Source organism: Rhodopirellula sp. MGV (assembly GCF_002251265.1).
GTDB lineage: Bacteria > Planctomycetota > Planctomycetia > Pirellulales > Pirellulaceae > Stieleria > Stieleria baltica_A.
The window spans coordinates 72,848-99,424 of the sequence record NZ_NPDI01000003.1 but is presented as its reverse complement, the minus strand read 5'-3'; the positions used below and the strand labels follow the sequence as shown (position 1 = coordinate 99,424).

16 protein-coding genes, 1 tRNA gene and 1 pseudogene are annotated in these 26,577 nt (G+C 55.7%); 9 read left to right on the top strand and 9 right to left on the bottom strand.

Annotated elements, in window-relative coordinates:
* From CGZ80_RS02000 to CGZ80_RS01990, 3 genes are read right to left on the bottom strand one after another with little or no spacing between them, the layout of a single operon-like run.
* Positions 1-1,854, bottom strand: a complete 1,854-nt coding sequence (locus CGZ80_RS02000; RefSeq protein WP_094411095.1) for a hypothetical protein — start codon at positions 1,852-1,854, stop codon at positions 1-3.
* 49 nt (positions 1,855-1,903) lie between these two features.
* On the bottom strand, positions 1,904-4,018 hold the full coding sequence (locus CGZ80_RS01995; protein ID WP_094411094.1) for a hypothetical protein: 2,115 nt from the start codon (positions 4,016-4,018) through the stop codon (positions 1,904-1,906).
* A gap of 9 nt (positions 4,019-4,027) precedes the next feature.
* Positions 4,028-6,100 (bottom strand): serine/threonine-protein kinase, encoded by a 2,073-nt coding sequence (locus tag CGZ80_RS01990; protein ID WP_158222511.1) that lies wholly within the window; start codon positions 6,098-6,100, stop codon positions 4,028-4,030.
* Between the two features lie 393 nt (positions 6,101-6,493).
* On the opposite strand from CGZ80_RS01990, the gene CGZ80_RS01985 reads away from it, so the two are divergent.
* The gene (locus CGZ80_RS01985) at positions 6,494-8,077 is read left to right on the top strand and encodes an RNA polymerase sigma factor RpoD/SigA (protein WP_094411092.1); all 1,584 of its coding nucleotides are present in this window, start codon (positions 6,494-6,496) and stop codon (positions 8,075-8,077) included.
* A gap of 111 nt (positions 8,078-8,188) precedes the next feature.
* Here CGZ80_RS01985 and CGZ80_RS01980 read toward each other — a convergent pair whose 3' ends face one another.
* Together CGZ80_RS01980 and CGZ80_RS01975 are read right to left on the bottom strand one after the other, a co-directional pair.
* Complete coding sequence (locus CGZ80_RS01980; protein WP_094411091.1) at positions 8,189-8,839, bottom strand: hypothetical protein; 651 nt, start codon at positions 8,837-8,839, stop codon at positions 8,189-8,191.
* Between the two features lie 357 nt (positions 8,840-9,196).
* Positions 9,197-9,269: transfer RNA gene (locus CGZ80_RS01975), tRNA-Thr, on the bottom strand.
* 463 nt (positions 9,270-9,732) lie between these two features.
* Between CGZ80_RS01975 and CGZ80_RS01970 the strand changes: the two genes are divergently transcribed.
* The 4 genes from CGZ80_RS01970 (at position 9,733) to CGZ80_RS01955 (ending at position 13,236) form a co-directional block, all read left to right on the top strand.
* On the top strand, positions 9,733-11,112 hold the full coding sequence (locus tag CGZ80_RS01970; protein WP_233148169.1) for a tetratricopeptide repeat protein: 1,380 nt from the start codon (positions 9,733-9,735) through the stop codon (positions 11,110-11,112).
* A 220-nt stretch (positions 11,113-11,332) separates the two neighbouring features.
* Positions 11,333-12,445, top strand: a complete 1,113-nt coding sequence (tgt, locus tag CGZ80_RS01965) for a tRNA guanosine(34) transglycosylase Tgt (protein ID WP_094411090.1) — start codon at positions 11,333-11,335, stop codon at positions 12,443-12,445.
* A complete protein-coding gene (locus CGZ80_RS01960; RefSeq protein ID WP_094411089.1) occupies positions 12,442-12,744 on the top strand; it encodes a P-II family nitrogen regulator in 303 nt (100 codons plus the stop codon). Before tgt ends, CGZ80_RS01960 begins: the two co-directional genes overlap by 4 nt.
* Before the next feature lie 99 nt (positions 12,745-12,843).
* Complete coding sequence (locus CGZ80_RS01955) at positions 12,844-13,236, top strand: hypothetical protein (protein ID WP_143543694.1); 393 nt, start codon at positions 12,844-12,846, stop codon at positions 13,234-13,236.
* Positions 13,237-13,323: 87 nt separating this feature from the next.
* Here CGZ80_RS01955 and CGZ80_RS01950 read toward each other — a convergent pair whose 3' ends face one another.
* Complete coding sequence (locus CGZ80_RS01950; RefSeq protein WP_094411087.1) at positions 13,324-13,581, bottom strand: hypothetical protein; 258 nt, start codon at positions 13,579-13,581, stop codon at positions 13,324-13,326.
* Positions 13,582-14,070: 489 nt separating this feature from the next.
* On the opposite strand from CGZ80_RS01950, the gene CGZ80_RS01945 reads away from it, so the two are divergent.
* The 4 genes and pseudogenes from CGZ80_RS01945 (at position 14,071) to CGZ80_RS01930 (ending at position 22,665) form a co-directional block, all read left to right on the top strand.
* Positions 14,071-15,042: a LysR family transcriptional regulator gene (locus tag CGZ80_RS01945; protein ID WP_094411086.1), complete on the top strand. Its 972-nt coding sequence runs from the start codon at positions 14,071-14,073 to the stop codon at positions 15,040-15,042.
* A gap of 47 nt (positions 15,043-15,089) precedes the next feature.
* A pseudogene (gene gltB / locus CGZ80_RS01940) lies at positions 15,090-19,668 on the top strand (glutamate synthase large subunit).
* Positions 19,669-19,735: 67 nt separating this feature from the next.
* Positions 19,736-21,235, top strand: a complete 1,500-nt coding sequence (locus tag CGZ80_RS01935) for a glutamate synthase subunit beta (RefSeq protein ID WP_094411085.1) — start codon at positions 19,736-19,738, stop codon at positions 21,233-21,235.
* A gap of 242 nt (positions 21,236-21,477) precedes the next feature.
* Complete coding sequence (locus tag CGZ80_RS01930) at positions 21,478-22,665, top strand: serine hydrolase domain-containing protein (RefSeq protein WP_094411084.1); 1,188 nt, start codon at positions 21,478-21,480, stop codon at positions 22,663-22,665.
* Positions 22,666-22,879: 214 nt separating this feature from the next.
* Here the strand turns inward: CGZ80_RS01930 and CGZ80_RS01925 are convergent, their stop codons facing one another.
* From CGZ80_RS01925 to CGZ80_RS01915, 3 genes are all read right to left on the bottom strand, one after another.
* Positions 22,880-23,842: a nitrilase family protein gene (locus tag CGZ80_RS01925; protein WP_094411083.1), complete on the bottom strand. Its 963-nt coding sequence runs from the start codon at positions 23,840-23,842 to the stop codon at positions 22,880-22,882.
* A gap of 8 nt (positions 23,843-23,850) precedes the next feature.
* Positions 23,851-25,500 (bottom strand): protein kinase domain-containing protein, encoded by a 1,650-nt coding sequence (locus CGZ80_RS01920; RefSeq protein WP_094411082.1) that lies wholly within the window; start codon positions 25,498-25,500, stop codon positions 23,851-23,853.
* 81 nt (positions 25,501-25,581) lie between these two features.
* On the bottom strand, positions 25,582-26,541 hold the full coding sequence (locus CGZ80_RS01915; RefSeq protein ID WP_233148166.1) for an asparagine synthase-related protein: 960 nt from the start codon (positions 26,539-26,541) through the stop codon (positions 25,582-25,584).
* Between the last annotated feature and the right edge of the window lie 36 nt (positions 26,542-26,577).

Here is a 26,577-nt window from a genome sequence, read left to right as displayed (position 1 = left end):
TTACATCCTACCAACGGTCATCAGGAATTCGGCGTCAGACAGCAGCGGTTCGTCCCAACGGAGACGCAAGACGCCTTCACGCTGCAGCTTGGCAATTGCTTCATCGTGCTGATCACGGATCTGCTTGATTGCCGCTCGGGTTCGGCCTTTGGACTGGGCAATCGAAATCGCGATCATCGCGAAAATCGCTGTGGGCAAGACAGAGAGCACGACACTGGTTAACACCATTGCGAACTCTGGTTTTGGAAAACGCTCCATCACATGTTCATGAAGCTGCCCCGTCGTCGACAACGAATTGAAACTGGCGCTAAGGTATTCTTTGTAGAGCGCTACAAACGGGCCAGCCATCAAGGACCAAAAGATCAGCGTCCCGATCAATGCCAGGGGCGTCGCCCAACGGATCGAGTTTTGTTCGATCGCGTCTTCAAAGATGAACTGTGATTGCTCTTGTAGAGCTTCGATTCCAGAAAGGGAGGCGACTTGTGAAGAATCGTTCCGCGCAGCAATGGAAGCGGTGGCGTTTTCCCCTGTGTCAGCCGAACGGAGTAGTTCGAGCTCATCGCGGAACTGATTGGCCAGTGGGCCGAGTCGATCGCTGACGGCGGCTGAGCTACGTCGCTGCAACCCGGTGCGAATTTCTTCGCTGGCGTCTCGATCCCCAGCCAAAGTCTTCGTTGACGTCCAAATCGTGCTTAGCAGTGACGGCAGCGATCCGGAGAGCGACAACAGCAATCGGTCCCACGCACCACTCGTCAGATTCAGGATGCCTAACACGGTCCGAAAGGGAAACCAGATCGCGCCGATGGAAGTCAGCAGCGACAGCCTCAGGCGACTTCGCACAGCTGCCGCGAGCGGACCGTTTGCGCCCACCAATGTCTGGGCGACTTGCCCGGGCAACTTGGTGGCCTCGTCGTTTAATCGATCGACCGCTTGGGTTAGTCCTGGCAGTTTGCTTGCCAGAAGTCCGCTCAGCACGGCGCGAAAGCGATGGTCGAGCGCGTCCAGACGTGCCGAACGTCGTCGATCACTGTCTGGGTTGTTTTCCAGCTCACTTTTCAACCGCACCATCACATCATGAGCAACCGTTTCGCCGATCTGCTCTTCGGTTTGTTGCGAGACGAAAAAGTCTTCGCACAAGATTGGCCGCGCGATCACGCTGGTCGGTGCCACCGAACGCAGGTTAGCGACGAACGCATCAACATCGGCTCCAACCGCGTCGTCTTCGGCAGAGACCGCGTTGATCACTGGCAATACGATCGTTCCTTCACTGGCAACGGCAAGCACACTGGGGGTCTGACCGCGGATTTGGTCACGTCGAACAACCAGCACGATGGCTGACGCAAGCGATAACGCTCGTCGGGCAACGTCGACGATTGCATCACGATCGTCGGTCGCACCAGGAGCATCGACCAACAGATACGGCATGCCGAACGGTTCCATTTCGTCGCTCGAAACTCGGATATAGGTTTCGTAGCGACCGTCCAAATCCGCAGGCGGTTGCGGTCCAACCCAGACCAACTGTTCGGTCGTCTGGTCCAAATTATTGCCACTGCGAATCGAGTTTTTCATCGGCGAGTGACGGATCAACTGGCGAACCAACCAGCTTTTGCCTTGACCGGTGGCGCCAACGACGGCCAGCACCAGCGCACCGGCGGCGCGGTCTTGGCAGATCAGGTTTCTAGCGGCTGCGTGTTCGTCACAAAGGGCGCGGACTTGGCGGCCCGTTTCGCTATTGCCCAGCACCGTGGTGGCCGCATGGCGAACGCGCCGCAGGAACTCATTGCCTTCGTTCTCCATCGGCAAGGTCGCGACGTGTTGGGCGGCGACGGGTTGACTGGTTACGTTGCGGTCCATGGACGGATGGTGGTTGATGCGATAGTTAGCGGAATGACAGTGGACTCAATCAAGAAGCGGTCGGCGGCATCAGACTGTTCAGTTCCTTGAGGAAGACTTCGTTCGTACGGTAGACCGAAAGCTTGGGAGTTGTTTCGTGAACTGATGCTTTGTTGACGTTTGGAACCGGCAATCGATAAGACTGCGGCCCAAGTTTGATGGTCGGCATCGGATCGCCGGGCGCGACACCGAGATGCTGGCACAACAGAACATAGAACATCGACATTTGTTCGAGAGCCGCTTGGGCGGTCAAGATCTGAGCGTTCTTGCCGCCAGCCCAGTATGCCGAAAACGCGGTTAGCCCGGCCGCAGCGAAGAGTTCCACAATCGAAGCGTTCGCGATGATTGACGATCCAAAGTCAAACGGCAACATCAGGATGCTTCCGAAGGTTGCCAGCAGTGCAGCAAGTGGAGTCAAACCGAAGGCCAGCTTCTTATGCTTGGGGACATGCAGCCACATTTCTTCGGCAACCTTTTGCAATTGGTCACCATCGAATTGCACGCGGTCATTGATCGCGAATGCCTGGAGCGTGTCTTCTAAAGTGGTGTTCCACAGCGCCGCATCGATCGGGTCGTTTTCGTCACCGAACCAATGCCGCAGCGTCAGCGGCGCTCCGAAGCGACGCAGTGTCGTGTCCAGGTCATCGGGGGCGATTAGATGCCCGACCTTTTTTGCTTTGAATTTTTCTTTGAACGACTCCGCATAGCTCTCCGCAAGTGCCGTGGGGGCATACTGCGTCATCAAGTCCGTCGCCGCTTTCGCTTTCTTTTGAATGAACGTGTTGATGCGTACGCCCAGTCGCGCGTACCACGGTGCGGCCAGGCAAAACGCATCGGCAAGCTGCTGCACGATATGTTTGGACTGGTGCATGCGGATCTCGGTTCCGCCTTGTCCGCTCGGCTTGGTAAACAGGCTGATGGTGGATTCCAAAATCGTTTGACGAGCACGTTCGCTCAGTCGCACTGACTGTTCGCAATCCTGTTGCAGCTGATTTAACGAGACGTCCCAGACCGATCGACGCAGTGCCGCAGTTCTTCCGCGAAGGAATCGTTCGAACGACTCGGGGCAATCGAGTTCCGATGACAAATTGACAAGCAAGCGGCTGGCATCGATCTCAGCCGGTGGGTTGTGTTCGGCGCGTGCGTCGATCGAATAGAAAACTGGCACCGGATCATCGACGTTCTGTTCGACGGTGACGACTTGATCGCCATCGACGACTTTTTTCGGAATGTACGGATCGCTCTTGGGGATCTCAAAATCGTAGGCCCCATAAATCCTTTCAACACCGAACTTGTCCGTTTGGGGCGCGAACGACTCAAGGATGTCTTCGGGTTCTTGGCCAGGGCGAATCTTGTTGACCGCCAGCAGCCTTGGGATGCCCGGCATCAGATCGGAAACCGTTTGCAAGATCTCGCCCAGAGTTCTGTCACGCGCCATCGCGGGCGTGGACACGATCATGAAGGCGCTACAAAAGGTCGACGCTTTCCCCAGCAATTCCCGCCTTCGTTGTGGAGAACCAACGCCGAAGACTTCGTCCGACACGATGTCGGGACAGTCCAACAATCCGATCCCAAGTTCGTCGAGCGCCGGGTCTGTCGCGACCAACGGCACTCCCAGGGCATCGACACCACCGCTTCGGTTGTTGTATTGCTCGTGCGCCAGTTCCGGATCGTCGTGCAACAACTCCGGCGCATTGCCAACCGCGTTGCCAAAGTCCTCCAGCAACAGTGACCATAGTTCGGGTTCCTCGCGCCACCGCTGTGGCATCCAAAGGACGAAGCGGTGCGTGCCGTGCCGGTTGGCGATTCCCCGCAAAGTTCGGGCTCGTCCGGAAGGGCTGAGCAGGCTCGCCACCAAGCTCGTCTTGCCACTGTTGAGCATTCCGGCGATCGCCAGCGTCGGGTACTCAGCCAGTTGAGCGCCATGCTGGACTTGGCGGCCGAGCGAGACCAGATCATTCGCTTGCTGCGGCGCAATTCGCCGCAATGCGGTCAAAAAGCTTTCGCGACGAGGCTGTGGAAAAAGCCGGTCGATCGCCGCTCGTTGGTCATCGTCTTCCAACAACGCTTGAAGGTGCGGCCACTGGACCGTTTCGGTTTTCTTTCGTCGTTTGTAGCCAAACATCGTTCTTTATCAGCTGGCTGTTGTTCCGCCGGGGGCAATTTTCGGTGGGCGTGGCGCGTTGACGGCCGTTTCGCCGCGAGTGTGCCCATCGAGAGTCGATTGCAATACCGCTTCGAAATCTTCCAAATACGGGCCGTCAAAAATCTCTTGCCACCATATCCCCGCATCTGTTTGCGTCCAATGGGGACTATCGGCACATGCGAGCAATCGCGCCGCAAGTTCTTTCGCCGATTGTGGACGTTCCTTGGGATCGCGTCTCAAGCATTGCATTAAAACTTGCTGTAGATCATCCGGGATCGTGCCACCAATGCGATAGTGAGGCAATTCAGGATCGGCGTGTAGTTTTTGTGCACACACATCCGCCGAGTCGCCTGCGAAAGGGGGGGACCCGCACAACAGAGTGTACCCGACCGCGCCAATCGAATAGATATCGCTGAGGACTCCCGCCGTCGACGCGTCCCGGATCGACTCGGGAGACATATAGAGTGGCGTGCCTGTTAACGAATCGGTTCGTGTCAGCTGGACGGATTCGTGATCGAGCTGTTTGGCCAGTCCAAAGTCAACCACTTTGATCAGGTCGTGAATGCCACTTCGCGATGTCAGCAGAATATTCGCCGGTTTGATGTCGCGATGAACCAGCCCAGCCGCGTGGGCTTCCGCGATCGAACCGCAGATCTGAACAAGCAAATAGATCACTCGGTCTGGGGGCTGGCGGTCGTAGTAATCGACCAACTGTTCCAGCGAAATGCCTTCCACGAACTCCATCACATAGTAAAACGTTCCATCGGGAGTGCGGCCAAAGTCATAGATGTCGATCGTGTTGGGATGCATCAATTGTGCAGACAGCCTTACCTCGCGGCGGAATCGTGCGAGAGAGCGTTCAGTCGCGTCGGCGTTTTCGAGCACCTTGATGGCGACACGACGTTCCAGTGGTTCGTGTGTTGCCAAATACACAGTGCCCATGCCGCCACGGCCGATCCGCTGTTGCAGTTCGTAGTCGCCCAGTCGGCGCGCCGGAGTGCCCCCTGAGGACGAGGATGACGCTGCAACCCTCTGTGCATTCCGGGGAGAAACGTAGAGCAACCCTAAGCATCCGGTGATAATCACTAGCACGATTGCCGTTCGAACCCACATCGCCTTTAGCGGCGCATAAGCTTCTTCCGCAGACATCTCCGTCGCGATGCCGAGGTCGAAGTCTTCCAGCCATTGCCAGCTACCGATGACGAGTTCGCCATCGTGATTTCGGTAACCCGATAAGTCCGTGTCAGCTCCGCCACGGGTTGCCGAGTCCGCCATTCGTGTTAGCCGCCGCGAGTGATCAAGCTGACTTCTATCGTGCGTCGAGCTGATCGAATGATTTAGGTTCGTACGGGTCAAAACGGTAGCGTCGCGATCGAAAGCAAACGTTCTGCCCGTCCTCCCAAAACCGGATTCGACGAACAGGTTCGTGAATTGAGAATCGGCTGGCTGGATGATCGCGATTGCCCCAAACGTTTCGACGCCATCGCGAAGCGGAACGACCGAAGCATGGTATCGAACTTCGCGAACATTGCTTTCGCGGCTTTTCGTTTCGCCATCTTCCGTTTCATTCGACGGATTCCGGTCATTTGAAAGAACGTTGCTGGCAGAAACGTCGCTGGCAGAAACACGGAACGGTTTAATCCAAGTGGCATTCCCGTCGGCCAACAACGCCAAGTTTCGTCGCGTCAGTGGCAGGGAGCGATTGGAAAAATCATCTGACGAGGCGGTTAAGACTTGCCCCGTGTTCTGAAGCAACGCCCAGTGCCAGGACCTCCGTTGCCAGCGTTCGGCAAGACGAAGATTGTCCCGCTCCAGCGTTTCGGTGGTTTGCCGTCCGCCTGAGGCATCAAAGATCGCGTCACGATGGACATCAGCCATCGATGCGACTTCAGTCGCGATCGCTAGTTGCTCGTCGAGCCAATTTTGGAACGCCGCGACGTTCGCGCGATGAGTTGATTCGAGGGTTTTCCGTACCTGCTCACGTAGGCTGGCATGGAAATAGCACGCGACATAGATCATGCCAGCGAGGCAGACACCACCGATCAAAACTCCAACGTTCAAAACTCCAACATGCCGAGTTGAATTGTGCCGAGGTGAGTTTTTGAGGCTCAGAGCCGTCCCGTTGGTCTTGATTGTCGCGTCTGTCCAGGGGGATCGGTCGCACTGTAACTCAGCGTTGGGCGAACCGTTGGACGGTTTGAAGTGAAAGGCGCTCGAGTCCGGTGCGGTCATTGAGCCAGTATAGCCTTAAGTCAAGTTAACCGTACATTCGCCTTCGCGGTTAACAGACCAAGATTAGGGGCATCGATTAAAAGCCGAAAAAAAATCTTTTTGATCGTTTGTGCTCACCCTCACGAGGCAAATTGCCCCGCAAGGAACTTCCCTTTTACCGAATCGTACTAAAGAGGGTCTGCAAGAGTCCTTTAAACAACGCCAACGCCAAGAGGCACCGCCATGGTCATCCTGGCCGATACACAAACCGAATTTTCAAACTTGACTGCTAATGCGGGGGTCGCTTCGACGCGTCTCGACCGCGACGCAGCATTTTCACTTCGTGCGGGGCACGTTCCCACGACGCATGGAACCGATAGCGTTCCAGCAAGCATTGCCGCGGGACAGGTCCAAGCCCGACGTTCACGTCGCAGCGATCCGCTTCGCGAGTCGAACGATTCTTATCAAGCGGATCTAAAAACTCGACGTCAAATCAATCGCCCAGGTCGAGGCAAGCTCGATACTGCCGCTGGAGATCCCGTTGATTTGTACCTTGAGCAAATCGCGAAGCGGTCGTTGCTGACGCAAGAGCAAGAGGTGGCGATCGCAATCGAACTCGATCGTGCGAGAGCGAAGTTTCGTAAAGAGTTACTGCGCATCGCTGCGGTGGCGGACGGGGCAATCGAATTGCTGGAGGCGATTCTTGAGGGCAATCGTCGTCCTGACCGCGAACTCGATTTCTGTGTGTCCGATCACGACGCAAAGGACTCGATCATGGGACGTTTGCCGATCAACCTGCGTACGTTAATCGCACTGCGAAAGAAACAGCGTGCGGCGTTCGAAGAACTACTTTCGGACAAGCTCGGTAAGCGAGAGCTTGAACGCAAGAAACTGGCCTTCGTTCGCAATCGTGAAAAGATTGTCGAGTTGATCGAAGAGATGCAGATCCGAATCGAATGGTTCGAGGACGTCTTCGAAGAGGTCGCTTTGTGTCGTGGCCGGGTGGTCGGTCTACATGAGACGGATCATCAATTTGGTATGCTGGCACAGTTCGAACAAGAATTGCACGGCATCCGCAACCGGATTCGAAAGGTGCGTATGCAGCATCGCCGTTACGTGAATGCACGCGGGTTATTAACCGAAGCAAACCTTCGGTTGGTCGTCTCCGTTGCCAAGAAGCACCTTGGCCGCGGCATGGGGTTGCTCGATCTGATTCAGGAAGGCAACGTCGGGTTGATGAAGGCGGTCGAAAAGTTTGACCATACGCGTGGCTTCAAATTCTCGACGTACGCAACGTGGTGGATCCGTCAAGCGATGTTTCGATCGTCGTCGTCACATGGGTTTTCGATGACGATCCCTCAGCACGCGATGCAAACGATGAAGACCATGCTCAGCGGGGTAGAGAACCTTAAAAATGAACTCGGCTATCGTCCTAGCCGAGGCGAGGTTTCCGAGGCGTTAAATATCAGCGAAGCACGGCTTCGTCATGCGGAGACGTTGCTGTCTGGAACGACGTCGGTTGTCCGCGACACCGATGAAGACAACATGATGACTGCGATCGAAGATCCGAACTGCAAACCAGTCGAAGACGCGATGCACCACCAAGAGGTCGAACGTCAGCTTGGACTTGTGCTTGATAAGCTCAATGCTCGCGAGCGGCGGCTATTGCAAATGCGTTATGGACTTGGCGGCCAAACTCCTCAGACCCTCAGTCAGATTGGATCGGAATTTGGCATTGGACGTGAACGAGTTCGTCAAATCGAAAAGCGGGCATTGGAGAAAATCCGAGACAGCCATTTGGTCGACGGATTGATGATGACACGCTAAGCCTATGCGATACGCGACCTTCATGCGACATTGCCAGTAACGACTTGCCGCAGCACGACGATCAACGTGCTGATCGGCAAGGGTTGGCTGCTCGCTGACGACGCGGACGCTCTAGCGTCTACGCCGTACAAACATTGGTATCCCAATCGACGCCAAGAAAATCGCAGAGGTGGGCTCCGGAATCGCGACCGGTGAAACCGTTGCGATGATGTTGTCGAGGTACTGGACCGGAGTGCCAGCGCTTCCGGCGCTATAGATTCGGCGAACTGCTAACTGGACTTGTTGGCTGCCTTGCCCAACCCGGACTGTCCCGGAAAGCTGATCACGAATGGTCTGATCGACTGTCATGTCACCGATATCGATCGTCTCAAGTATCACTCCGTTGACAGATAATTCGAACTGTCCCCCTTGGGCATTGTTCCCGGTTGAGAACACAGCGATATCAACTGAAATCGACAACTCGCCGGACTCCGTCTCAATCGTCTGAGAAATTCCACCACCGGCGTTTTCGACGGGAAACCCGTCTCGCCCGACGCGGAACTGCACTGCCAACGATTCGCCGTTTCCGGTCACGTCAAACAAGTTTACTTCGGGCGCGTCGTTCGAATTTGGGTCCCCATTTAGGATTCCGTTCGCGTCTCTAAACACTGTCCATCCGGTTAGATCGCCACTCGAGAAATCGCCGTTTACCACTGCCGCTTCGGCAAAGTTCGGGAGACAAAAGAGCGCGACCAACAGCGGCAAGAACAATCGAATTCGCATTTTGATTGTGATGGTGGGGAAGAGGAGGAAGAGAAGTCGGCGATTCATCGGCCCGCGATCCCTCCTGGGACGCGGTGTCGCCGTTGCAAGATTCAACCAGCACCCGTCTAGGTGCGATACCACTGCCCAATCCTAGCTACAACAGGTGTCGTAAGCAAATTCACCCATTCGGTTCGTCCGGTCCTGCCTGCAGCGCGAGCCTTGACTTACAAGAAATGGGGCTGCAAAGAGCCACCGTGTAGAAAGCGGCCAGTAACAAAACGGCGTTCATCAATGCTGGGCGGCGGAAGCAATTTTGAAAAAATCGCGAGCCCAAGAGACGGGCAGAAGATCGGAGATTGCACTCCGACGTTGCAGAGCCGATGGCCGGATTTGAACCGGCGACCTGCGCATTACGAATGCGACGCTCTACCAGCTGAGCTACATCGGCAAGGTCTTGTCCCGAGGATATCGGTCAGCGACCCTCGGAACGTCCAGCAAATTACAAAACGAAGTCGGACTCGACCAGGGTGCTTTCCAATTGTTTTTCACATCGCTGCGGATCAGGCTCCGTTCCTGTGTTTCGGCCACGGTTTCCAATCCCATTAGGCGTGCCATCATGGTGGCCTATGCGAGGGGATGGTGGTGCTGTGAGTGAACCACTTGGCTGTCAGCTAGTGTTTCAGAAAAGATTTCCGACAAAGTGAAGTCGCTGCGAACGATTGGTGAATCCCGCGAATTTGTCACTTTCGGCGAAGTTTTGGCAAGGATTTGTGCCGGAATCTGAGCGATCCGCGTGCCACGACTCGACAAAAAACTTTTTTTTCGGTAAATATTCCAATCCTGGGGAGATTCCCCACGCGTATTGCCCCAGCTACGGCAGACCTCGACCGTTGAGATCACCGGAAGCCTATATGTCCTTCAACAGCCCATCTCGGATCGGGCAGGAGAAACTGGACCTGATGAATGAAGTCGAACTGGACGTCGTCGACTTGAAGGAACTCATTCTGTCGAACAATTCGTTCGGCCCGAATGACGTAGTGGAGATTCGTCAGATGATCGCGGAAAACTACGGTCATTTCGCAGAGCTCCGCGATGCCGTGTCCGAAATGGAACACGACGAGAACATCACTCCAGCCGGCAAAACCAAAATGGGTGTTTGCCAGTTCTTGCTGGGCCGTTTCTCGGAGTCATTGAGAACTCTCCAAGCTGCCGATGGCAGTGCGACCGCATTGTTCTACGCCGCTCGCAGCATGTTTGAGCTGAAGCGTTACGACGATGCGATTCAAACCTACGGAAAAGCACAAACGGCTGGTTACAACGAAGATCAATGCAAGATCTTCATCGCTGAATCCAACCGCTACGCCGGTCGAATCGAAAAGGCCATGATGTTGCTTGACGACATCTTTGGACCTGCCGAGCAAACTGCCGAATACATGTACCAACGCGCGTCAACGGTTGCCTACCTTGGCGGTCGACGCGACGAAGCGATCACGCTTTATCAACGTGCCGTCCAAACCGACGAAAACCATGCAGGCGCCCTATTCGGGCTGGCGTGGGAAAACGATCGCATGGGCAACGACGAAGAAGCCATTCGACTTTACGAGCGTGCCGCGAAGGCGTTCCCAACCGGTGTCGGCGCCCTGATCAACTTGGGACTGATCTATGAAGATCGCAACGAGTTTGACAAGGCACAAGCTTGCTACAAACGGATCTTGGATTCGCACCCCGACGATCCACGCACCCGCTTGTACGTCAAGGACGCTTCGGCGAACGGCAACATGCTGTACGACGAAGAAATGCAGCGTCGCAACGATCGCCTGACGCAAACCTTGGCGATGCCAGTTGCGAACTTCGAACTTAGCGTCCGCAGCCGCAACTGCCTGTCGAAAATGGGCATCGAAACCGTTGGCGACCTGACTCGCACGACCGAATCAGAACTGCTGTCGAGCAAGAACTTTGGCGAAACCAGCCTGATCGAAATCCGCGAAATGCTGACGTCCAAGGGACTGAAGCTGGGTCAATTCGCTCACGAAAAGAAGACAGCCGATCCGCCAGTCGATACCAGCCACCTGTCGCCCGACGAACAGGCGATGCTGGAGCGTCCGATTTCGGATCTGAACCTGTCGGTTCGTGCTCGCAAGTGCATGGCACGTTTGCAGCTGAACACCATCGGCGAGCTGCTTCGCAAAACTGGCGACGAGTTGCTCGAATGCAAAAACTTTGGTGTGACCAGCTTGACGGAAGTCCGTGAGAAGCTGACCGACCTCGGTTTGAAGCTTCGTGGTGACTGATCCGGACGCTTATCGGATCGCCGCGTCACACACGCAGGCGGTCCTATTGTGATCTACTGACCGGTCGGGTCGAGCATCATGTGCCGACCCGACCGTTCTTGTTAAGGCCCTGGAGTTGAGTACCTGAACCTGGGCCCAAAACTTTTTTCGGCATGACTCTGTATGCTTCTCGGCAAGACACAGGTGATTGCGCTGCTCTGAACCAAGTCGATCTTGCTTGATGTCGTTTCGCTTTGAATTGCACCAGACCGATCCGCAAACCGGTGCGCGACGCGGAACCTTCCAGACGCCCCATGGTCCTGTTCAAACACCGGGCTTCATGCCGGTCGGAACGCAGGGAACGGTCAAAGGCTTGACAATCGATCAAGTCAAATCGACGGGCGCTCACATGATCCTGGGCAACACCTATCACCTTGGATTGCGCCCCGGCCCGGAGATCGTTCGCGCACTCGGCGGGCTACACGCCATGTTCGCGTGGGACGGCCCGATTCTGACCGACAGCGGCGGATTCCAAGTGTTCTCGTTGAAGGACATCAGCAAGATCAACGAACAAAGCGTTGTCTTTCGCAGTCACATTGATGGTGCGATTGTCGATCTAACGCCGGAGTACTCGATCGAGATCCAAGAGGCACTCGGCAGTGACGTCGCAATGGTGCTTGATCACGTTGTCGCATTGCCGGCGCCCGATGGCGAAGTCCAGGACGCAATGGAGCGTTCGATCCGCTGGGCGAAACGCTGTCTAGAACATGCCAGTCGAGCCGACCAAGCCAAATTCGCGATCGTCCAAGGCGGCTTGAATACCGAGCTCCGTCAGCAATGCGCGAGAGAACTCGCAACGATGGACTTCGAAGGATTTGCGGTCGGTGGCTTGAGCGTCGGTGAAACGCCGGACGAAATGTACCGCATCACCGCGGCGACCACGCCAGAGTTGCCGGTCGAGCGGCCTCGTTACTTAATGGGTGTCGGACGACCGATCGACTTGCTGGAAAGCATCACGCGAGGAATCGACCTTTTCGATTGTGTGATGCCGACGAGAAACGGACGCAACGGATTCGCGTTTACCGAAAACGGGCACGTTAAAATTCGTAATGCAGTTCACAAAACGGATACTTCCCCCCTCGATCCGACCTGTGACTGCTTCACTTGTACGCGCCATAGCCGAGGCTACCTGCGACACCTCTTTATCGCAGGCGAGATGCTTGGCCCGAGCTTGTTGTCGCTTCACAACCTGCACTATTACCAGCGAGTGATGGCCGGGGCGCGAACGGCAATCGAAGCCGGTACACTGACTGAATACATCGCCGAAAAGAAACGTTTGTGGGGGATGCAGTGAGACAGATCATCGCCGTCGTGCGGCCGCACCTAGCCGAACTAGTTCTCGAATCGCTCAAGCGAGCCCCGCTGGAAGCGATCACGGTCAGCGAAGTCAAAGGGTACGGGCGTCAGAAGAGTTATCTGGACGAGTACCAAGAAACAGAATTCTCTGAAGCGTTCTTGCCGAAGGTCGAAATCGCGATGTGGGTCGACGAGTCTCGCTACGAAGAGATACTCGAAAAAGTTGTCTCAGCAGCGCGGACGGGACGCATCGGCGACGGCAAGGTCTTCACCCTGCCGGTCGAGGTCTTTCAGTAAGCGACCGCAGGTTCGGCGCAGACAGATGGATTGCCCACTGTAGCGAACTATGATTGCTGAAGCAGACTTTGCCCTTCACAATCCCACCGACGCCCTGCCATGACTCGCCGCCGCACGTTGACCGTTTTCGCCGCATTTTTAATCGCCTGCTGCATGGCCTCCCCCGCAATGTGTGGCAACCCTAGTGGCCGCTGGATCGGAAGCTGGACAAGCCAGACATCGGGACATACCGGCCCGCTTCGCGCACGCATTCGCCAAGTTGATTCAGACACTTACCGCGCCTTGTTTGCGGGGCGGTTTGCCGTCGTGGTTCCGTTTGTCTATCCCGCCAAACTTGATCGCGTGCCAGGAACGTTTGATCTTTATCGATCAAACACACGCTTGCCGCTGATGGGCAACTACGGCATGACAGCACGAATCTCGGGCGGCCGATTCAATGCCGTCTACAGCAGCAAAAGCGATCGCGGTGTGTTTCGCATGAACCGTCGATAGCGAAATCAAAAAAGCCGTCTGGTCGAACCGGGAAACCCCATCAGTTCGGCCACACGGCTCGGTGAGTATCGCTTTGGTACCGGCTGATTATCCGGCAGCTTGGAATCGCTTGGGAAGCGTGAACGAGTAGATCACGGTCAGCGATCCGACGCTCAGGACCAGCCAAGGAAACCACTCTTTGGGTTTCCATGTGGTCACCGATTGTCCGGGGATGGAAGAGGGGTCCAAGAGTTCCTTTGGGCTCGACCCACGATTGGAATAGAAGTCGGCGCTTTCGATAATCAGCGACTCGAATCCAATGATGATGGCCATGATGCCCAAGGCAATGAAGAACGAACGCCACATGGCTTAGGGCTCCAGAACTTGGGGGGGAGGAGGATTGGTCAGTAGCCGAGGGGAGGTTCGGCCAAAACACACTGTCTAAAAAACACACTCTGTTTCGATATCGACAGTGTGGCGGGCGAAGATTGAAGGACAGCGCGGGGGACTGCGCAGGCCCTACGTTTGCACCAATCGTCAAGGGGCCGCTGACCCGAGAAGGCCACTGATTCAGGGAAAAATGCGATCCCGAATCCCCGGTTTTAATGCGCCTGATCAGGCGTTTAGTCCGATCCGGGCCAGCATTGGCATGATTTCGCTGAGGGCCAAGCCTCCATCAAATCATCCTTCGGCGGCTTTATCGGCCAATGGTGCGCTGATTTGCACCATTGCTGCCGGACCTCCCCCGCTGGATACCCGGTGTCTTGACGGGAAACGTAGTTCTACTACATTCCGGATTCGCCGGTGCTTAAAATCCGGGATTTGAATTATAAGTTTTCCTAATGGTGTTTCCCTTTGCAGCTTCGCACGCTCGAAATTTTTTGCGAGATCGCCCGCCGACGCAGCTTTTCAAAAGCTGCTGAGACGCATGGTGTCAGCCAGAGTGCTGTCAGCCAGGCCGTGCATCAATTGGAGCAGCAACTGGGAGTGCAGTTGATCGATCGTTCGACGCGACCGTTATCGTTGACCAGTGCGGGTGACACGTTTCACAGCGGACTGGTTGAGATTTTGGGGCGTTACCATCGGCTGGCCGAAGAGGTTTCTTCGGCGGGTCGTGAGATGACCGGTCAGTTGCCGATCGCGGCGATCTATTCGATCGGACTCAGTTATATGCCGGACGCGAAAGAAGAATTCGCGCGACTGTATCCGGACGTTGATGTTCGCACGCACTATGGAAGCAACGAGGTGGTGATCAAGGATGTGATCGCCGGGCACGCGGAACTAGGCTTGGTCAGTTTTCCGCGTTCGAGCAAAGAGATTGTCGCGGTGGCTTGGCAGAAAGAACCGATCCGTTTGGTTTGTTCTCCCGCGCATACCTTGGCCGACAAAACGGAAGTCAAACCGAAAGACCTTGATGGTCTGGAGATGGTCGGATTCGAATCATCTTTAGAACTCCGTCAGATGATCGATTCGGTCCTGCGGCGCTCTGGCGTTCGCATCGACTTTCAAAATGAATTCGACAACGCCGATTCAATCGTGCGTGCCATTCAAGTCAACGAAAGTGCCGGTTTCTTACCCGAAGCTGTCATCCGTCGCGAAGCGGCCAACGGCGCCTTGCGTGTCGTCGCCTGCCGAGCGCTCAGCATGACCCGTCCGCTGGGGATCATCTTCCGAAGATCGGATCGTCCCAGCCGCGCGGGTTACGAATTTGGTTCCATGTTACTGGGACGTCCTCTTGAGCCTGATCGAGAGAAACGCAGCAGTGGCAGTCACCGCAAGGCGGCAACGAACCCTTCGCTCGACAATCAAACTTCGATTGTCGCTTAACCCGAAAAAGCTTCTCCCCATTCCTCCGTCCCCTGAAGTTCTCTTTTATGTCCTCCACAGAAGCTGAACAAACCCAACAACGACGATTCCACCTTCCCGAAGCACAAGGTCTTTATGACCCTGAGTACGAGAAGGACGCGTGCGGCGTTGGATTTATCGCGCACATCAAGGGCGTGCCGAGTCACCAAAACGTTCTCGACGCGGACGAAATCCTCTGCGCGATGGACCACCGTGGGGCCTGTGGTTGCGAACCCAATACAGGTGACGGATGCGGAATGATGTGTGGGTTGCCACACAAGTTTCTCAAACGAGTCGCGAAAGAAGACCTGGGCGTCGACCTGCCCGAGGCCGGACGTTTCGCAGCCGGTTTGGTGTTCTTGCCACAAGACGAAACGGAACGCGAGTTCTGCAAGTCGACGATCGAAAAGTTGATCGCCGATCGCGGCCAAGTTCTGTATGGCTGGCGTGACGTCCCACAAGCCACCGACCTTGCAGATGTCGGCCCAACCGCACGTGCGGCCGAGCCCGTCATCGAGCAATTGTTCGTCGGTGCATCGGAAGGACTCGAAGGCGACGCGTTCGAACGCGAACTGTACTTGATCCGCAAAAAAGCGAGTCATCGTCTGCGCGGCAGCGAAGACCTGAAGCAAGCGTTGATGTTCTACATCTGCTCGCTCAGTACCAAAGGTCATTATCTACAAAGGGATGCTGACCCCGGCACAGTTATTGCCATATTATCCTGACCTTCGCGACGAAGACTTCGAAACCCACTTGGCGATGGTCCATAGTCGGTTTTCGACCAACACGTTCCCCAGCTGGGACCGTGCACAGCCGCTGCGTTTCATGAGCCACAACGGCGAGATCAACACGCTCCGCGGAAACAGCAACTGGATGCGTGCCCGCGAAGGTTCCGCCGCTAGCGAACTTTTCGGCGACGATTTGAAAAAGCTTTTCCCTGTGGTCGAGCCACACTGCAGTGACTCCGGAACGTTTGACAACGTTTTGGAATTCATGCTGATGACCGGCCGCACGCTGCAAGAAGCCATCATGATGATGGTTCCCGAAGCATGGCAAAAGCACGACACCATGGACGAAGAAAAGCGTGCGTTCTACGAGTATTTCTCGTGCATGATGGAACCGTGGGATGGCCCCGCGTCGATCGTCTTTACCGACGGAAAATACATCGGCGCGACACTGGACCGAAACGGCCTTCGCCCCAGTCGCTATTACGTGACCCACGATGATCGCGTGATCATGGGCAGCGAAGTCGGTGTGCTGCAGGTTGACCCGAACAACGTCAAATTGAAAGGACGCTTGCAACCAGGAAAGATGTTCCTGATCGACTTCCAAGAAGGACGATTGATCCCCGATGAGGAACTGAAGTCTTCGTTCGCCAAGAAAATGCCGTACGGCGATTGGCTGCGGCAAGAACGAATCCGCTTAGCTGACCTGCACCCCGAAGGCGAAGCACACGGTTTCGATAGCGAAACGCTTTTGCCACGGATGCAAGCGTTCGGTTACACGACCGAAACGATGAACTTCATGCTTCGTCCGCTGGTTCGCGACTTGCGTGACCCCGTCGGCTCGATGGGCAACGACAGCGCGATCGCTTGTCTGAGCGACAAGCCACGGATGATCTATGACTATTTCAAGCAACTGTTTGCACAGGTGACCAACCCCGCGATCGACTCGATCCGCGAAGAAGTCATCATGTCGCTGGAATGCTACATCGGTCCGGAGCAAAACCTGCTGACCGCGACCCCAGAGCATTGCCACCGCTTGTTGGTTGAACATCCGATTTTGACCAATGAAGAACTCGCCGCGCTGTCCCACATCAACTACGAAGGTTGGAACAGCAAAGTGATCGACATCACGTTCGATCGCAGCGAAGGCAAAGCGGGACTGGTCAAGGCAATCGATCGCATCTGCCAAGAAGCCGAGAAAGCGGCTGACGATGGTATCCAATTGGTCATTTTGTCGGACCGAAAGATCGGACAAGATCGCGTTCCCGTCAGTGCGTTGCTCGCGACAGGTGCGGTTCACCACCACTTGGTTCGTGCCGCCAAGCGAACACGTATTGGCCTGGTCATCGAAACCGGTGAAGCTCGCGAAGTTCATCACCACTGCTTGCTGATCGGTTACGGTGCTGACGCGATCAACCCGTACTTGGCGTTCGAATCGCTTTGGCAAGCCCGTCGTGACGGCCTGATGGATTCGACGTTGGATGACGAGAAAATCGTCGCCGCGTACCGTAAGGGCGTTGCCAAAGGCATGCTGAAAGTGATGGCCAAAATGGGCATCAGCACACTGCAAAGTTACAAGGGTGCACAGATCTTTGAAGCGCTCGGGTTGCGTGACGAAGTCATCGCGAAGTGCTTTATCGGAACGGCAAGCCGCATCCAAGGTGTCTCGTTCGATGTCTTGGCCGAAGAAACCATCCGTCGTCACGAACTGGGCTATCCAAAGCGTGCGACCGACGCGTCGAAAGCCTTGCCGAACTTGGGCGAATACCATTGGCGTGCCGAAGGCGAAAAGCATGCTTGGACGCCTGAGTCGATCTCGAACCTGCAGCTTGCTGCTCGCACCAACAACGAAGACGCTTACTGGCGTTTCGCCGAGAAAGTCAACTTCGACAACCGCTCGCGTTGCACCCTGCGTGGTCTGCTGGACTTTAAAGCGTCCGACAATTCGATTCCGCTGGAAGAGGTTCAACCTGCCTCCGAAATCGTCAAGCGTTTCTGCACTGGTGCGATGAGCTTCGGCAGCATCAGCGCCGAATCACACGAGTCGCTTGCGATCGCGATGAACCGTTTGGGCGGCAAGAGCAACACCGGCGAAGGCGGTGAAGACCCTGTCCGTTTCCAAACGCTGGAAAACGGCGACAGCAAGCGTTCGGCGATCAAGCAAGTTGCGTCGGGCCGATTCGGCGTCACGATCGAATACCTGACCAACGCGGACGAAATTCAAATCAAGGTTTCGCAAGGTGCAAAGCCTGGCGAAGGCGGCGAGTTGCCCGGCAAGAAAGTCGACAACAACATCGCTCGCATTCGCTACAGCACGCCTGGCGTCGGTTTGATCAGCCCACCGCCTCACCACGACATTTACTCGATCGAGGATTTGGCGCAGCTGATCCACGACCTCAAGAACGCCAACCGCAACGCTCGTATCAGCGTCAAGTTGGTTTCAGAAGTCGGCGTCGGTGTCATCGCCAGTGGTGTTGCCAAGGCCTTCGCCGATCACATCCTGATCTCCGGTGACACTGGGGGAACGGGTGCATCGCCGCTGACCAGTATCAAACACGCCGGTTTGCCTTGGGAGCTCGGCATCGCCGAAACGCACCAGGTATTGGTGCTCAACGACTTGCGTAGTCGCGTGGTGCTGCAAACGGACGGCGGATTGAAGACCGGCCGTGACGTTGTGATCGCGGCACTGTTGGGAGCCGAAGAGTTCGGTTTCTCGACCGCTCCGCTGGTTACGCTTGGCTGCATCATGATGCGTAAATGCCACTTGAACACTTGCCCGGTCGGGATCGCAACGCAAGACCCCGAATTGCGTGCGAAGTTCAACGGCAAACCCGAGCACGTCGTCAACTATCTGTTCATGGTTGCCGAAGACGCCCGCCGCATCATGGCGAAATTGGGCTTCCGAACGATCGACGAAATGGTCGGTCGCAGCGACATGCTGCATACCGACGAAGCGATCCGCCACTGGAAAGCTGACGGGTTGGATTTGACCGCGATCTTACGTGTCGCGACGAAGCCACATCCCGAAGTCGGCGTGATTTGCTCGATGGCTCAAGACCACGGTTTGGACAAGTCGCTTGACTTGTCGGTGATCCTGGACAAGGCACAGCCCGCGATCAAAGACAAGACGCCCGTCGTGATCGAGTCGCCGATTGTTAACATCAACCGAACCGTCGGTACGATCTTGAGCAACGAAGTGGCCAAAGTTTACGGACAACCCGGTTTGCCGGACGACACGATTCGATTGAAACTGAACGGTTCGGCGGGTCAAAGTCTTGGTGCGTTCTTGGCCCACGGGATCACAATCGAACTCGAAGGCGACGCCAACGATTATGTCGGTAAGGGACTTAGCGGTGGACGAATCGTTGTCTATCCGCCGAAGGGCAGCACGTTTGCGTCTCAGGACAACATCCTGATCGGTAACGTGTGCTTGTATGGTGCGACCGGTGGAGAGGCTTACTTCCGCGGCGTCGCGGCAGAGCGTTTCTGCGTTCGAAACAGTGGTGCTCGCACCGTCGTCGAAGGGGTCGGGGACCACGGCTGTGAATACATGACCGGAGGTCGTGTGGTCATCCTAGGCCAAACGGGACGTAACTTTGCGGCCGGTATGTCCGGCGGTATCGCTTACGTCTGGGACCGTGCCGGTGATTTCAACTTGCATTGCAACCTGGCGTTGGTCGAACTGGAAAAGATTGAAGAAGCCGAAGAGGAAGCAGATGTCAAAGGCATGATCACTCGCTTCCGTGACTACACCGGAAGTGAAGTCGCCGCTGAAGCGCTCAACGATTGGGACACGTTCCTATCGCAGTGCGTCAAAGTTATGCCTGTCGACTACAAACGCGTTCTCGAAGCACAAAAAGATCAGGCCGCAGTCGCGAACTGATCACGCTCGACAACCCGTTTTTCAAATACTTCACAAGACATCGACCACCGGAAATAAAGAGACTGTTATGGGTAAGCCAACTGGATTCAAAGAGTTCGATCGCAAAAAAGTGCCATGGCGTCTGCCAGTCGTTCGCCTCAATGACTACGACGAGATCTACACCGAGCACAAAGTGGACCACTTGCGTGAGCAAGGTGCGCGTTGCATGGACTGTGGTGTTCCGTTCTGCCAATCGGCGAGCGGCTGCCCGATCGACAACTTGATCCCTGAATGGAACGACTTGGTCTACAACAATCGCTGGAAAGAAGCGATTGAGCGTTTGCACAAAACCAATAACTTCCCCGAGTTCACCGGACGTACCTGCCCGGCACCTTGCGAAGGCTCGTGCGTGTTGGGCATCACCAACCCGCCTGTGACGATCAAGAACATCGAAAACGCGATCGTCGACCGTGCCTGGGAAGAAGGCTGGATCGTTCCCGAACCGCCAAAGTCACGCACCGACAAAAAGGTCGTGATCGTCGGCAGCGGACCGTCTGGTCTTGCCGCAGCGGATCAGCTGAACAAGGCCGGTCACACCGTGACCGTTTTGGAACGAGCCAACCGGTTGGGCGGATTGTTGCAATACGGCATTCCGAACATGAAACTTTCCAAGGAAGCCGTTCAGCGCCGCATCGACAAAATGACCGCCGAAGGTGTGACCTTCAAGACAGGCGTCAACGTTGGCAAAGACGTCGACCCTAAAGAACTGGTCAACGAATACGACGCCGTCCTGCTGTGCTGTGGTGCGACCAAAGCACGTGACTTGCCAATCGGCAATCGCGATGCCAAAGGCGTTCACTTGGCAATGGAGTTCCTGACTGCCAACACCAAGCAATCCGTCCACGGCGACAACATCGGCGATGAGTTTATTAGCGCCGAAGGTAAAGACGTGATCGTGATCGGCGGTGGTGACACCGGTACCGACTGCATCGCGACCAGCCTCCGTCACGGTTGCCGCAGCATCGTGAACTTCGAACTGTTGCCCAAACCGCCGGAAGAGCGTGCGTCGGACAATCCATGGCCCGAATGGCCACGCATTTTCCGCGTCGACTATGGCCACGAAGAAGCTGAAGCGAAATTTGGTCGCGATCCGCGTGAGTACCAAATCCTGAGTAAGGAATTCACCAAGGACGCAGACGGAAACGTCGCTGGCATCAAAACCGTCGTCGTCGAATGGGAAAAGGACAGCGATGGCAAATGGCAAATGAAAGAAGTTGCCGGATCGGAAAAGGAATGGCCGGCACAATTGATCCTCCTTTCGATGGGCTTCCTGGGCCCAGAGCAGTACCTGCCCGAGTCGCTAGGACTGGAAGTCGATCCACGCAGCAACTTCAAAGCCGAACACGGTAAGTTCGCGACGAACATCGATAAGGTGTTCGCCGCAGGTGACTGCCGTCGTGGACAAAGCTTGGTCGTGTGGGCAATCAACGAAGGCCGCGGTGCCGCACGTTCGATCGACCAGTTCTTGCAAGGCGAAAGCCAATTGCCAGCACCGGGGATCACGATGGGGACCACCATGCAGGTCTAGTCGCGATACCTCGTTCGCGTTTTCAATAACGCAGAGTTACTGGAGAGAGCCATCCATCTCCGGTGACTCTGCGTTTTGTTTTGCGCGAGTGCGAAGTCTGATCATGAAGCTTTGATGTGACTTGTATCGAATCGGCTGAGGTTGATCACAGGCACGCAAAGTCGATCGTGTGCAGAGCCTACAATGCTCGCCCATCGACCGCGTAGCAAATTGAACACCTCGACTTCCGCCCGTTTCGAATCATGTCAAACGCTCGTTCTTTCGCCGCATCGGCATTTCTGTGCACTCTGCTTTTTGTGGTCGCGATTCAAGCTGCGGATGGCCAAGATGCCGCATCATTTGATTCGGTCCAAGCGTTTGTTCGCGAAGCGGTCGAGTCCGGTGAAGTGGCGGGCGGAAATCTGCTGGTTTTCCATGATGGCGAAGTCGTCATTGAGACGGCGTTTGGATATGCGGATATCGCCACGAAACGACCTTTCGAAATCGACACTCCGGTCATCATCGCGTCGGTCAGCAAACCCATCATGGGGACGCTGTTTTATCGGTTGGCAGACGAAGGCAAACTTGAGTTAGAGCGTCCAATCGAGTCTTACCTGCCCGAGTTCGCGAATCGAGTGCTGCAGTCCGGCGAAGCCGCACTGCGATCGCCGACGATGACAGAGTTGATCACGCATACGTCAGGGTACCAGCACGATGAGAGCCCCAACGGCCGAATTTGGTACCAACCTTGGGCTACCAACCAAACAATGGAGTACGTGGTCGGGCGGATTGCGACAGACTATCCACCGATTCGCCAACCCGGGGAAGCGTTCGCATACAGCGGACTCGGCACCGAAGTCGCAGCGCGCGTTGGTGAGGTAACCTCTGGACTGCCACGCAATGAAATGCTGCAAACCTATCTGTGTGAACCGCTCGGGATGTCACACACGGCTTACCGTGACCAGGCTGCGATGGAACGTTTCGATGTCACCATGCCAACACGATATTACCGCGGGTCTAAAAGTGGAAAGCTTTGGGTGTCCAAAGTCCGTCCGGTCGCAGAAACGAATCACTACAGTTCGTCAGGAGGTTCGATCATTTCAACGTCACATGATTTGTTGAAATGGTTGCGAATGATCTTGGAAGGAGGCCAATTCGAAGGCGAACAGTATCTCACAACCAACATGCACCAGCGTTTTTTAACAGAACACGAAATCGGCTATGCGGCGAAAGGCGGGCTATTAATTCGAGGCCACGACGACTTGGGAAAACCAACGCGTTTGAGTCACACCGGCTCGAGCGGCACGAATGTATGGATTGATTTCGAAACCAACACCATCGGCATCATGCTGACCCAAACTCGCGGCTCCGACATCCGCCCCTTCCGCAAATCGCTGGAAGAAAAGGTAAATGATGTAGTCGCAAATTTGCAACTGGCGGAACAGAACTAGAAAACACAACGCCTACGTGATCTCGACACACTTCTTTGTGAATTGACGGTAATTGTCCACCGCAAGGTGATTGGCAGCAGCACTGCCCTGACGCTCGTCATCGGACGCGTCTTTGCAAGGTGCCAGCAGTGTTCAGAATTCAAGCCCGTTGACGTGCGTTGAGCGACGAGGCTGTCACAGCTACCTACGTGGGCTGATCGAACTGCTTACACTGTCAAGTCACTTTTCGAAATCGAACCGTGCGGGTGTCTTCTTCGATGCCGGTTGGTTGAGTGAGTCGTTTGTAGAGCTCTGGCCGTCGAGACTTTAGCCAACGCCGACCGGTACAGTTGACTTGGATGTCCGGATCCAAGTCCGCGACGACCATCGCGTCCTTGGCAACCCAGGTCTCCGCAAGCGTCTCGCCGTAGGGATCCAAGATCATTGCGTTGCCGGTTCGCACCTCGTCATCATCAATGCCAACACCGTTGCTGAAGATCAAAAACAGCCCGTTGTCGTGAGCACGCGCCGGTAACCAACGCTGCAACCATTGCCGACCCTTGGGCCCTTTGAACTCGGCTTCGATCGCTTGCGGGTCTTCCTTGCGACGCTCCCAAAGTTCTCGGTCAATGACACCCATGCAGCCCGGGCTCGGCGAATCGCAACCGCCGGTTTGATGCGGTGCCAACAGAATTTCAGCGCCCAGCAACGCAGTCATCCGAGCGTTTTCGATGATGTTGTTGTCGTAACAAATCAGAATGCCGACACGCGTTCCGTCGGGCAATTCGAATACGGTGTAGGCGTCGCCCGAATCAAAGTGTTCGCTGATAAAGCAATGCAGTTTACGGTGAACTGCGACACCACCGTTGGGCATCGCGACGACATAGCTGTTGAACAACCGGCCGTCGTCAGCGAGTTCGATCAGACCAGCGCCGATCGAGATTTGGTGCTGTACCGAAAGTTGCTTGAGGGCACGAACCAGTGAGCCACCCTGAACAGGCTCGGCAAGTTCACGGCATTGTGATTCGGAAAGATTGCGTACGTGCCAGTAGCCGGTCAAACACATTTCAGGGAACGCGATCAGCTGCACCTGTTGCGAGGCAGCTTGATCGACGAAATGCCTGACTCGATCAAAGTTATATGCTTTGTCGCCGGGACGATGATTGAACTGGACCGCAGCCGCTCGGATCGGATTCATGTTGTTGCCTAGGAGTCACGATTCATCCCTAGGATAGCATGTTCGCTCATGGTGAAGAGTCGATCGAACATCTCGATCGCATCCGAATTCCCGGCCAGCAGTTCGGCGTAGAGCGATTCGAATTGTCGCTTAGCTTCATCCAAACGTTTTTGGTCACGCATTTCGTTGGCGACCAAAACGCGTCGTGCCCAAGCGATCAGCAAGTACTTGCGGTCAGTACTCGGATCACTCACCAAGTCAGCCAACACCTTGTCGGCTGCTTTCCATTGATCGTGTTCGTCGTACCAGCGGGCGAGTTGTAAGTTGGCTTTGACGGCGTACGCCCGATTGGTGGAGTTGTCTTGTGGCGGAAAGAATCGTGGGATCGCTTGCCAATACGCGACCTTATCTTTGGAGACAGCTTCGAGGAACTGTTCTTCGACGGTGGCAAGCTTCTGCACTTCATCTGGCGTTAGGAATTCAGCCAGTTGCGGTTGCCGAACCTGTGAAGCGAATGCGACCCCAAGTCCTAGAAAGACGAACGGTAACAACGCAATCAACACGACTTTCCGGCGCGCCTTCGCGGATTGCCGGCGTTGCTCGTCCGCGACACGCTGCAAACGTGCCGTCGCGGTGGCGGCGCCGACTAAACGTCGCGCGCGACCTTGGTGATCGACGTCGTCACCGGAGAGAGCTTCGAGCAACTCGGCCGCTGATTGGAAACGTTCGTTCGGGTCTTTACGAAGCAGTTTTAGGATAATGGCGATCAACCATTCCGGGATGTCCTTGTCACCACGAACGCGGTCGATCGGACGTGGCGTTTCGTTAACGTGTGCAAACGCCAAAGCCAGAGGATCTTCCGCTTCGAAAGGAGGGCTGCCGGTGATCAGATGATACATCATCACGCCGAGCGAATAGAGGTCGCTGCGTGGATCGACCGGGCGACCTTGAACCTGTTCCGGACTCATGTAGCGTGGCGTCCCCATCGTCAGGCCAGCTTGCGTCAGGTCAGCGCGGCTGCCGTCACTATCGCCGCCGAGACGGGCAAGTCCGAAGTCGGCGACTTTGACGGCACCGCTTTTGGACCACATCACATTTTCTGGTTTGATGTCACGGTGGGTGATACCTTCGATCGCGGCGGCATCCAAAGCGGACGCGACACCCAACAGGACCTCGATCGCTTGTTGCGGCGACAACGCACCGTGACGAAGCAGGTACTCTTTGAGGTTTTGTCCTTGGACGAGTTCCTGGGCGATGTAATAGCGTGAGTCGACTTCGCCAACATCGTAAATCTGAACGATGTTGGCATGATTCAACTTTGCCGCCGCTTTTGCTTCACGGCGAAACCGTGCAATGTAGTCGCGATCGGTGGAGAGCTCAGGGCGCAGAACTTTGACGGCGACGTCGCGTTCCAGGTTCATATCTCGAGCGGCGTAGACGTCCGCCATCCCGCCGCGTCCCAAACGGCTGAGGATCAGATAGGTCGCCAGGTGTGAACCAACGAGACTGCCACCGGTGCCATGATTTGGAACAGTGATGGTCGACGAATCGGTTCCAGCGACGCCCATTTCTGTCGTCGCACCAAGATCGAGCCGCGGAGTTCCCCCGGCACGATGATCTTCGCGTCGGCGCCCATCGTGGCCCTCCGGCTCGTCGGATGGCGATTCGAATTCGTTCATACGGTTTTGGTCGCGTCTATCGCGGTGGGAGCAGCCCAATCAATCTTACTGACCCTTCAATCCTTTCGTTTCCCACGCCAATTACTTGGCAGAAACTTCGATCGAAACCAGAGGACGGTTCATGCTTCCGCTCTGAAATCCTTCTAGATCAACCGTGACGTACTGAAATCCGATTGACCGCAGTCCAGTCGCGATATGCTTCATCGCGTCGGGGACCAGCAATCGTGGAATCAATTCCGCTGGAACTTCGATCCGCGCCAAGTCGCCTTCGTGCAGGCGAACACGGCCGTTTTCGACACCTAGCTCTTTCATCAGTGTCTCCGCCGATTCGATCATCTTTAACCGAGCCGGGGTGACCTCAACTCCATAGGCAATTCTACTGGCCAAACAGGGGGACGCGGGCAAATCGGCATTGGAAAGTCCCATTTCGGCAGCCAGCTGTCGCACAATCGATTTGCCAAACCCTAGCTCAGCCAACGGCTTCCGCACGCCCGCTTGATCACCCGCGGCGATCCCGGGCCGATAATCGCCCAAATCGTCCGCGTTTGTCCCGGACACAACAACTTGGTTGCAGTTGGATGCCGAATCCGCCTGTTTGGGCAACAAATTTTGCCGAGATTCCTCAACCACCGTCACATCCAACGCGTCAGACAGCCCTTCAGACAGTGTTTCGTACAGCGTTTCATACAGTGTCGACTTGCAATGAAAGCAACGATTTCGATCGTTGACGCGATACTCGGGCAGTTCGACCTCCGACGTTTGAATCAGTCGGTGTTCGGCACCTAATTGTTCGGCCACCTGTTTGGCGATCTCGATTTGCCAGCCAGCGACACTTGGCGAAACCGCCGTCACAGCAACAACCCGCTCCGCAGCACTGCCCAATGCTGCGGCCAGCACGACACTGCTATCAACGCCCCCTGAAAAAGCAACGACGACGCTCTGATTCCCGAACCATTCACGCAATCGGCCCAACTCGTCGCTGCAATCGCCAGCGGATGTCGTCGCCGAGGAATTCGAAGGTTCAGGCCGAACGTTTGACAATGGAGCACTTGGGTAAGGTGGTGGCGATGACGCCAC

Coding starts and splice junctions, on each gene's coding strand:
- CGZ80_RS02000 (WP_094411095.1), bottom strand. CDS start 1,854: ATGGACCGCAACGTAACCAGTCAACCCGTCGCCGCCCAACACGTCGCG.
- CGZ80_RS01995 (WP_094411094.1), bottom strand. CDS start 4,018: ATGTTTGGCTACAAACGACGAAAGAAAACCGAAACGGTCCAGTGGCCG.
- CGZ80_RS01985 (WP_094411092.1), top strand. CDS start 6,494: ATGGTCATCCTGGCCGATACACAAACCGAATTTTCAAACTTGACTGCT.
- CGZ80_RS01980 (WP_094411091.1), bottom strand. CDS start 8,839: ATGCGAATTCGATTGTTCTTGCCGCTGTTGGTCGCGCTCTTTTGTCTC.
- CGZ80_RS01970 (WP_233148169.1), top strand. CDS start 9,733: ATGTCCTTCAACAGCCCATCTCGGATCGGGCAGGAGAAACTGGACCTG.
- tgt (WP_094411090.1), top strand. CDS start 11,333: ATGTCGTTTCGCTTTGAATTGCACCAGACCGATCCGCAAACCGGTGCG.
- CGZ80_RS01955 (WP_143543694.1), top strand. CDS start 12,844: ATGACTCGCCGCCGCACGTTGACCGTTTTCGCCGCATTTTTAATCGCC.
- CGZ80_RS01950 (WP_094411087.1), bottom strand. CDS start 13,581: ATGTGGCGTTCGTTCTTCATTGCCTTGGGCATCATGGCCATCATCATT.
- CGZ80_RS01935 (WP_094411085.1), top strand. CDS start 19,736: ATGGGTAAGCCAACTGGATTCAAAGAGTTCGATCGCAAAAAAGTGCCA.
- CGZ80_RS01930 (WP_094411084.1), top strand. CDS start 21,478: ATGTCAAACGCTCGTTCTTTCGCCGCATCGGCATTTCTGTGCACTCTG.
- CGZ80_RS01925 (WP_094411083.1), bottom strand. CDS start 23,842: ATGAATCCGATCCGAGCGGCTGCGGTCCAGTTCAATCATCGTCCCGGC.
- CGZ80_RS01920 (WP_094411082.1), bottom strand. CDS start 25,500: ATGAACGAATTCGAATCGCCATCCGACGAGCCGGAGGGCCACGATGGG.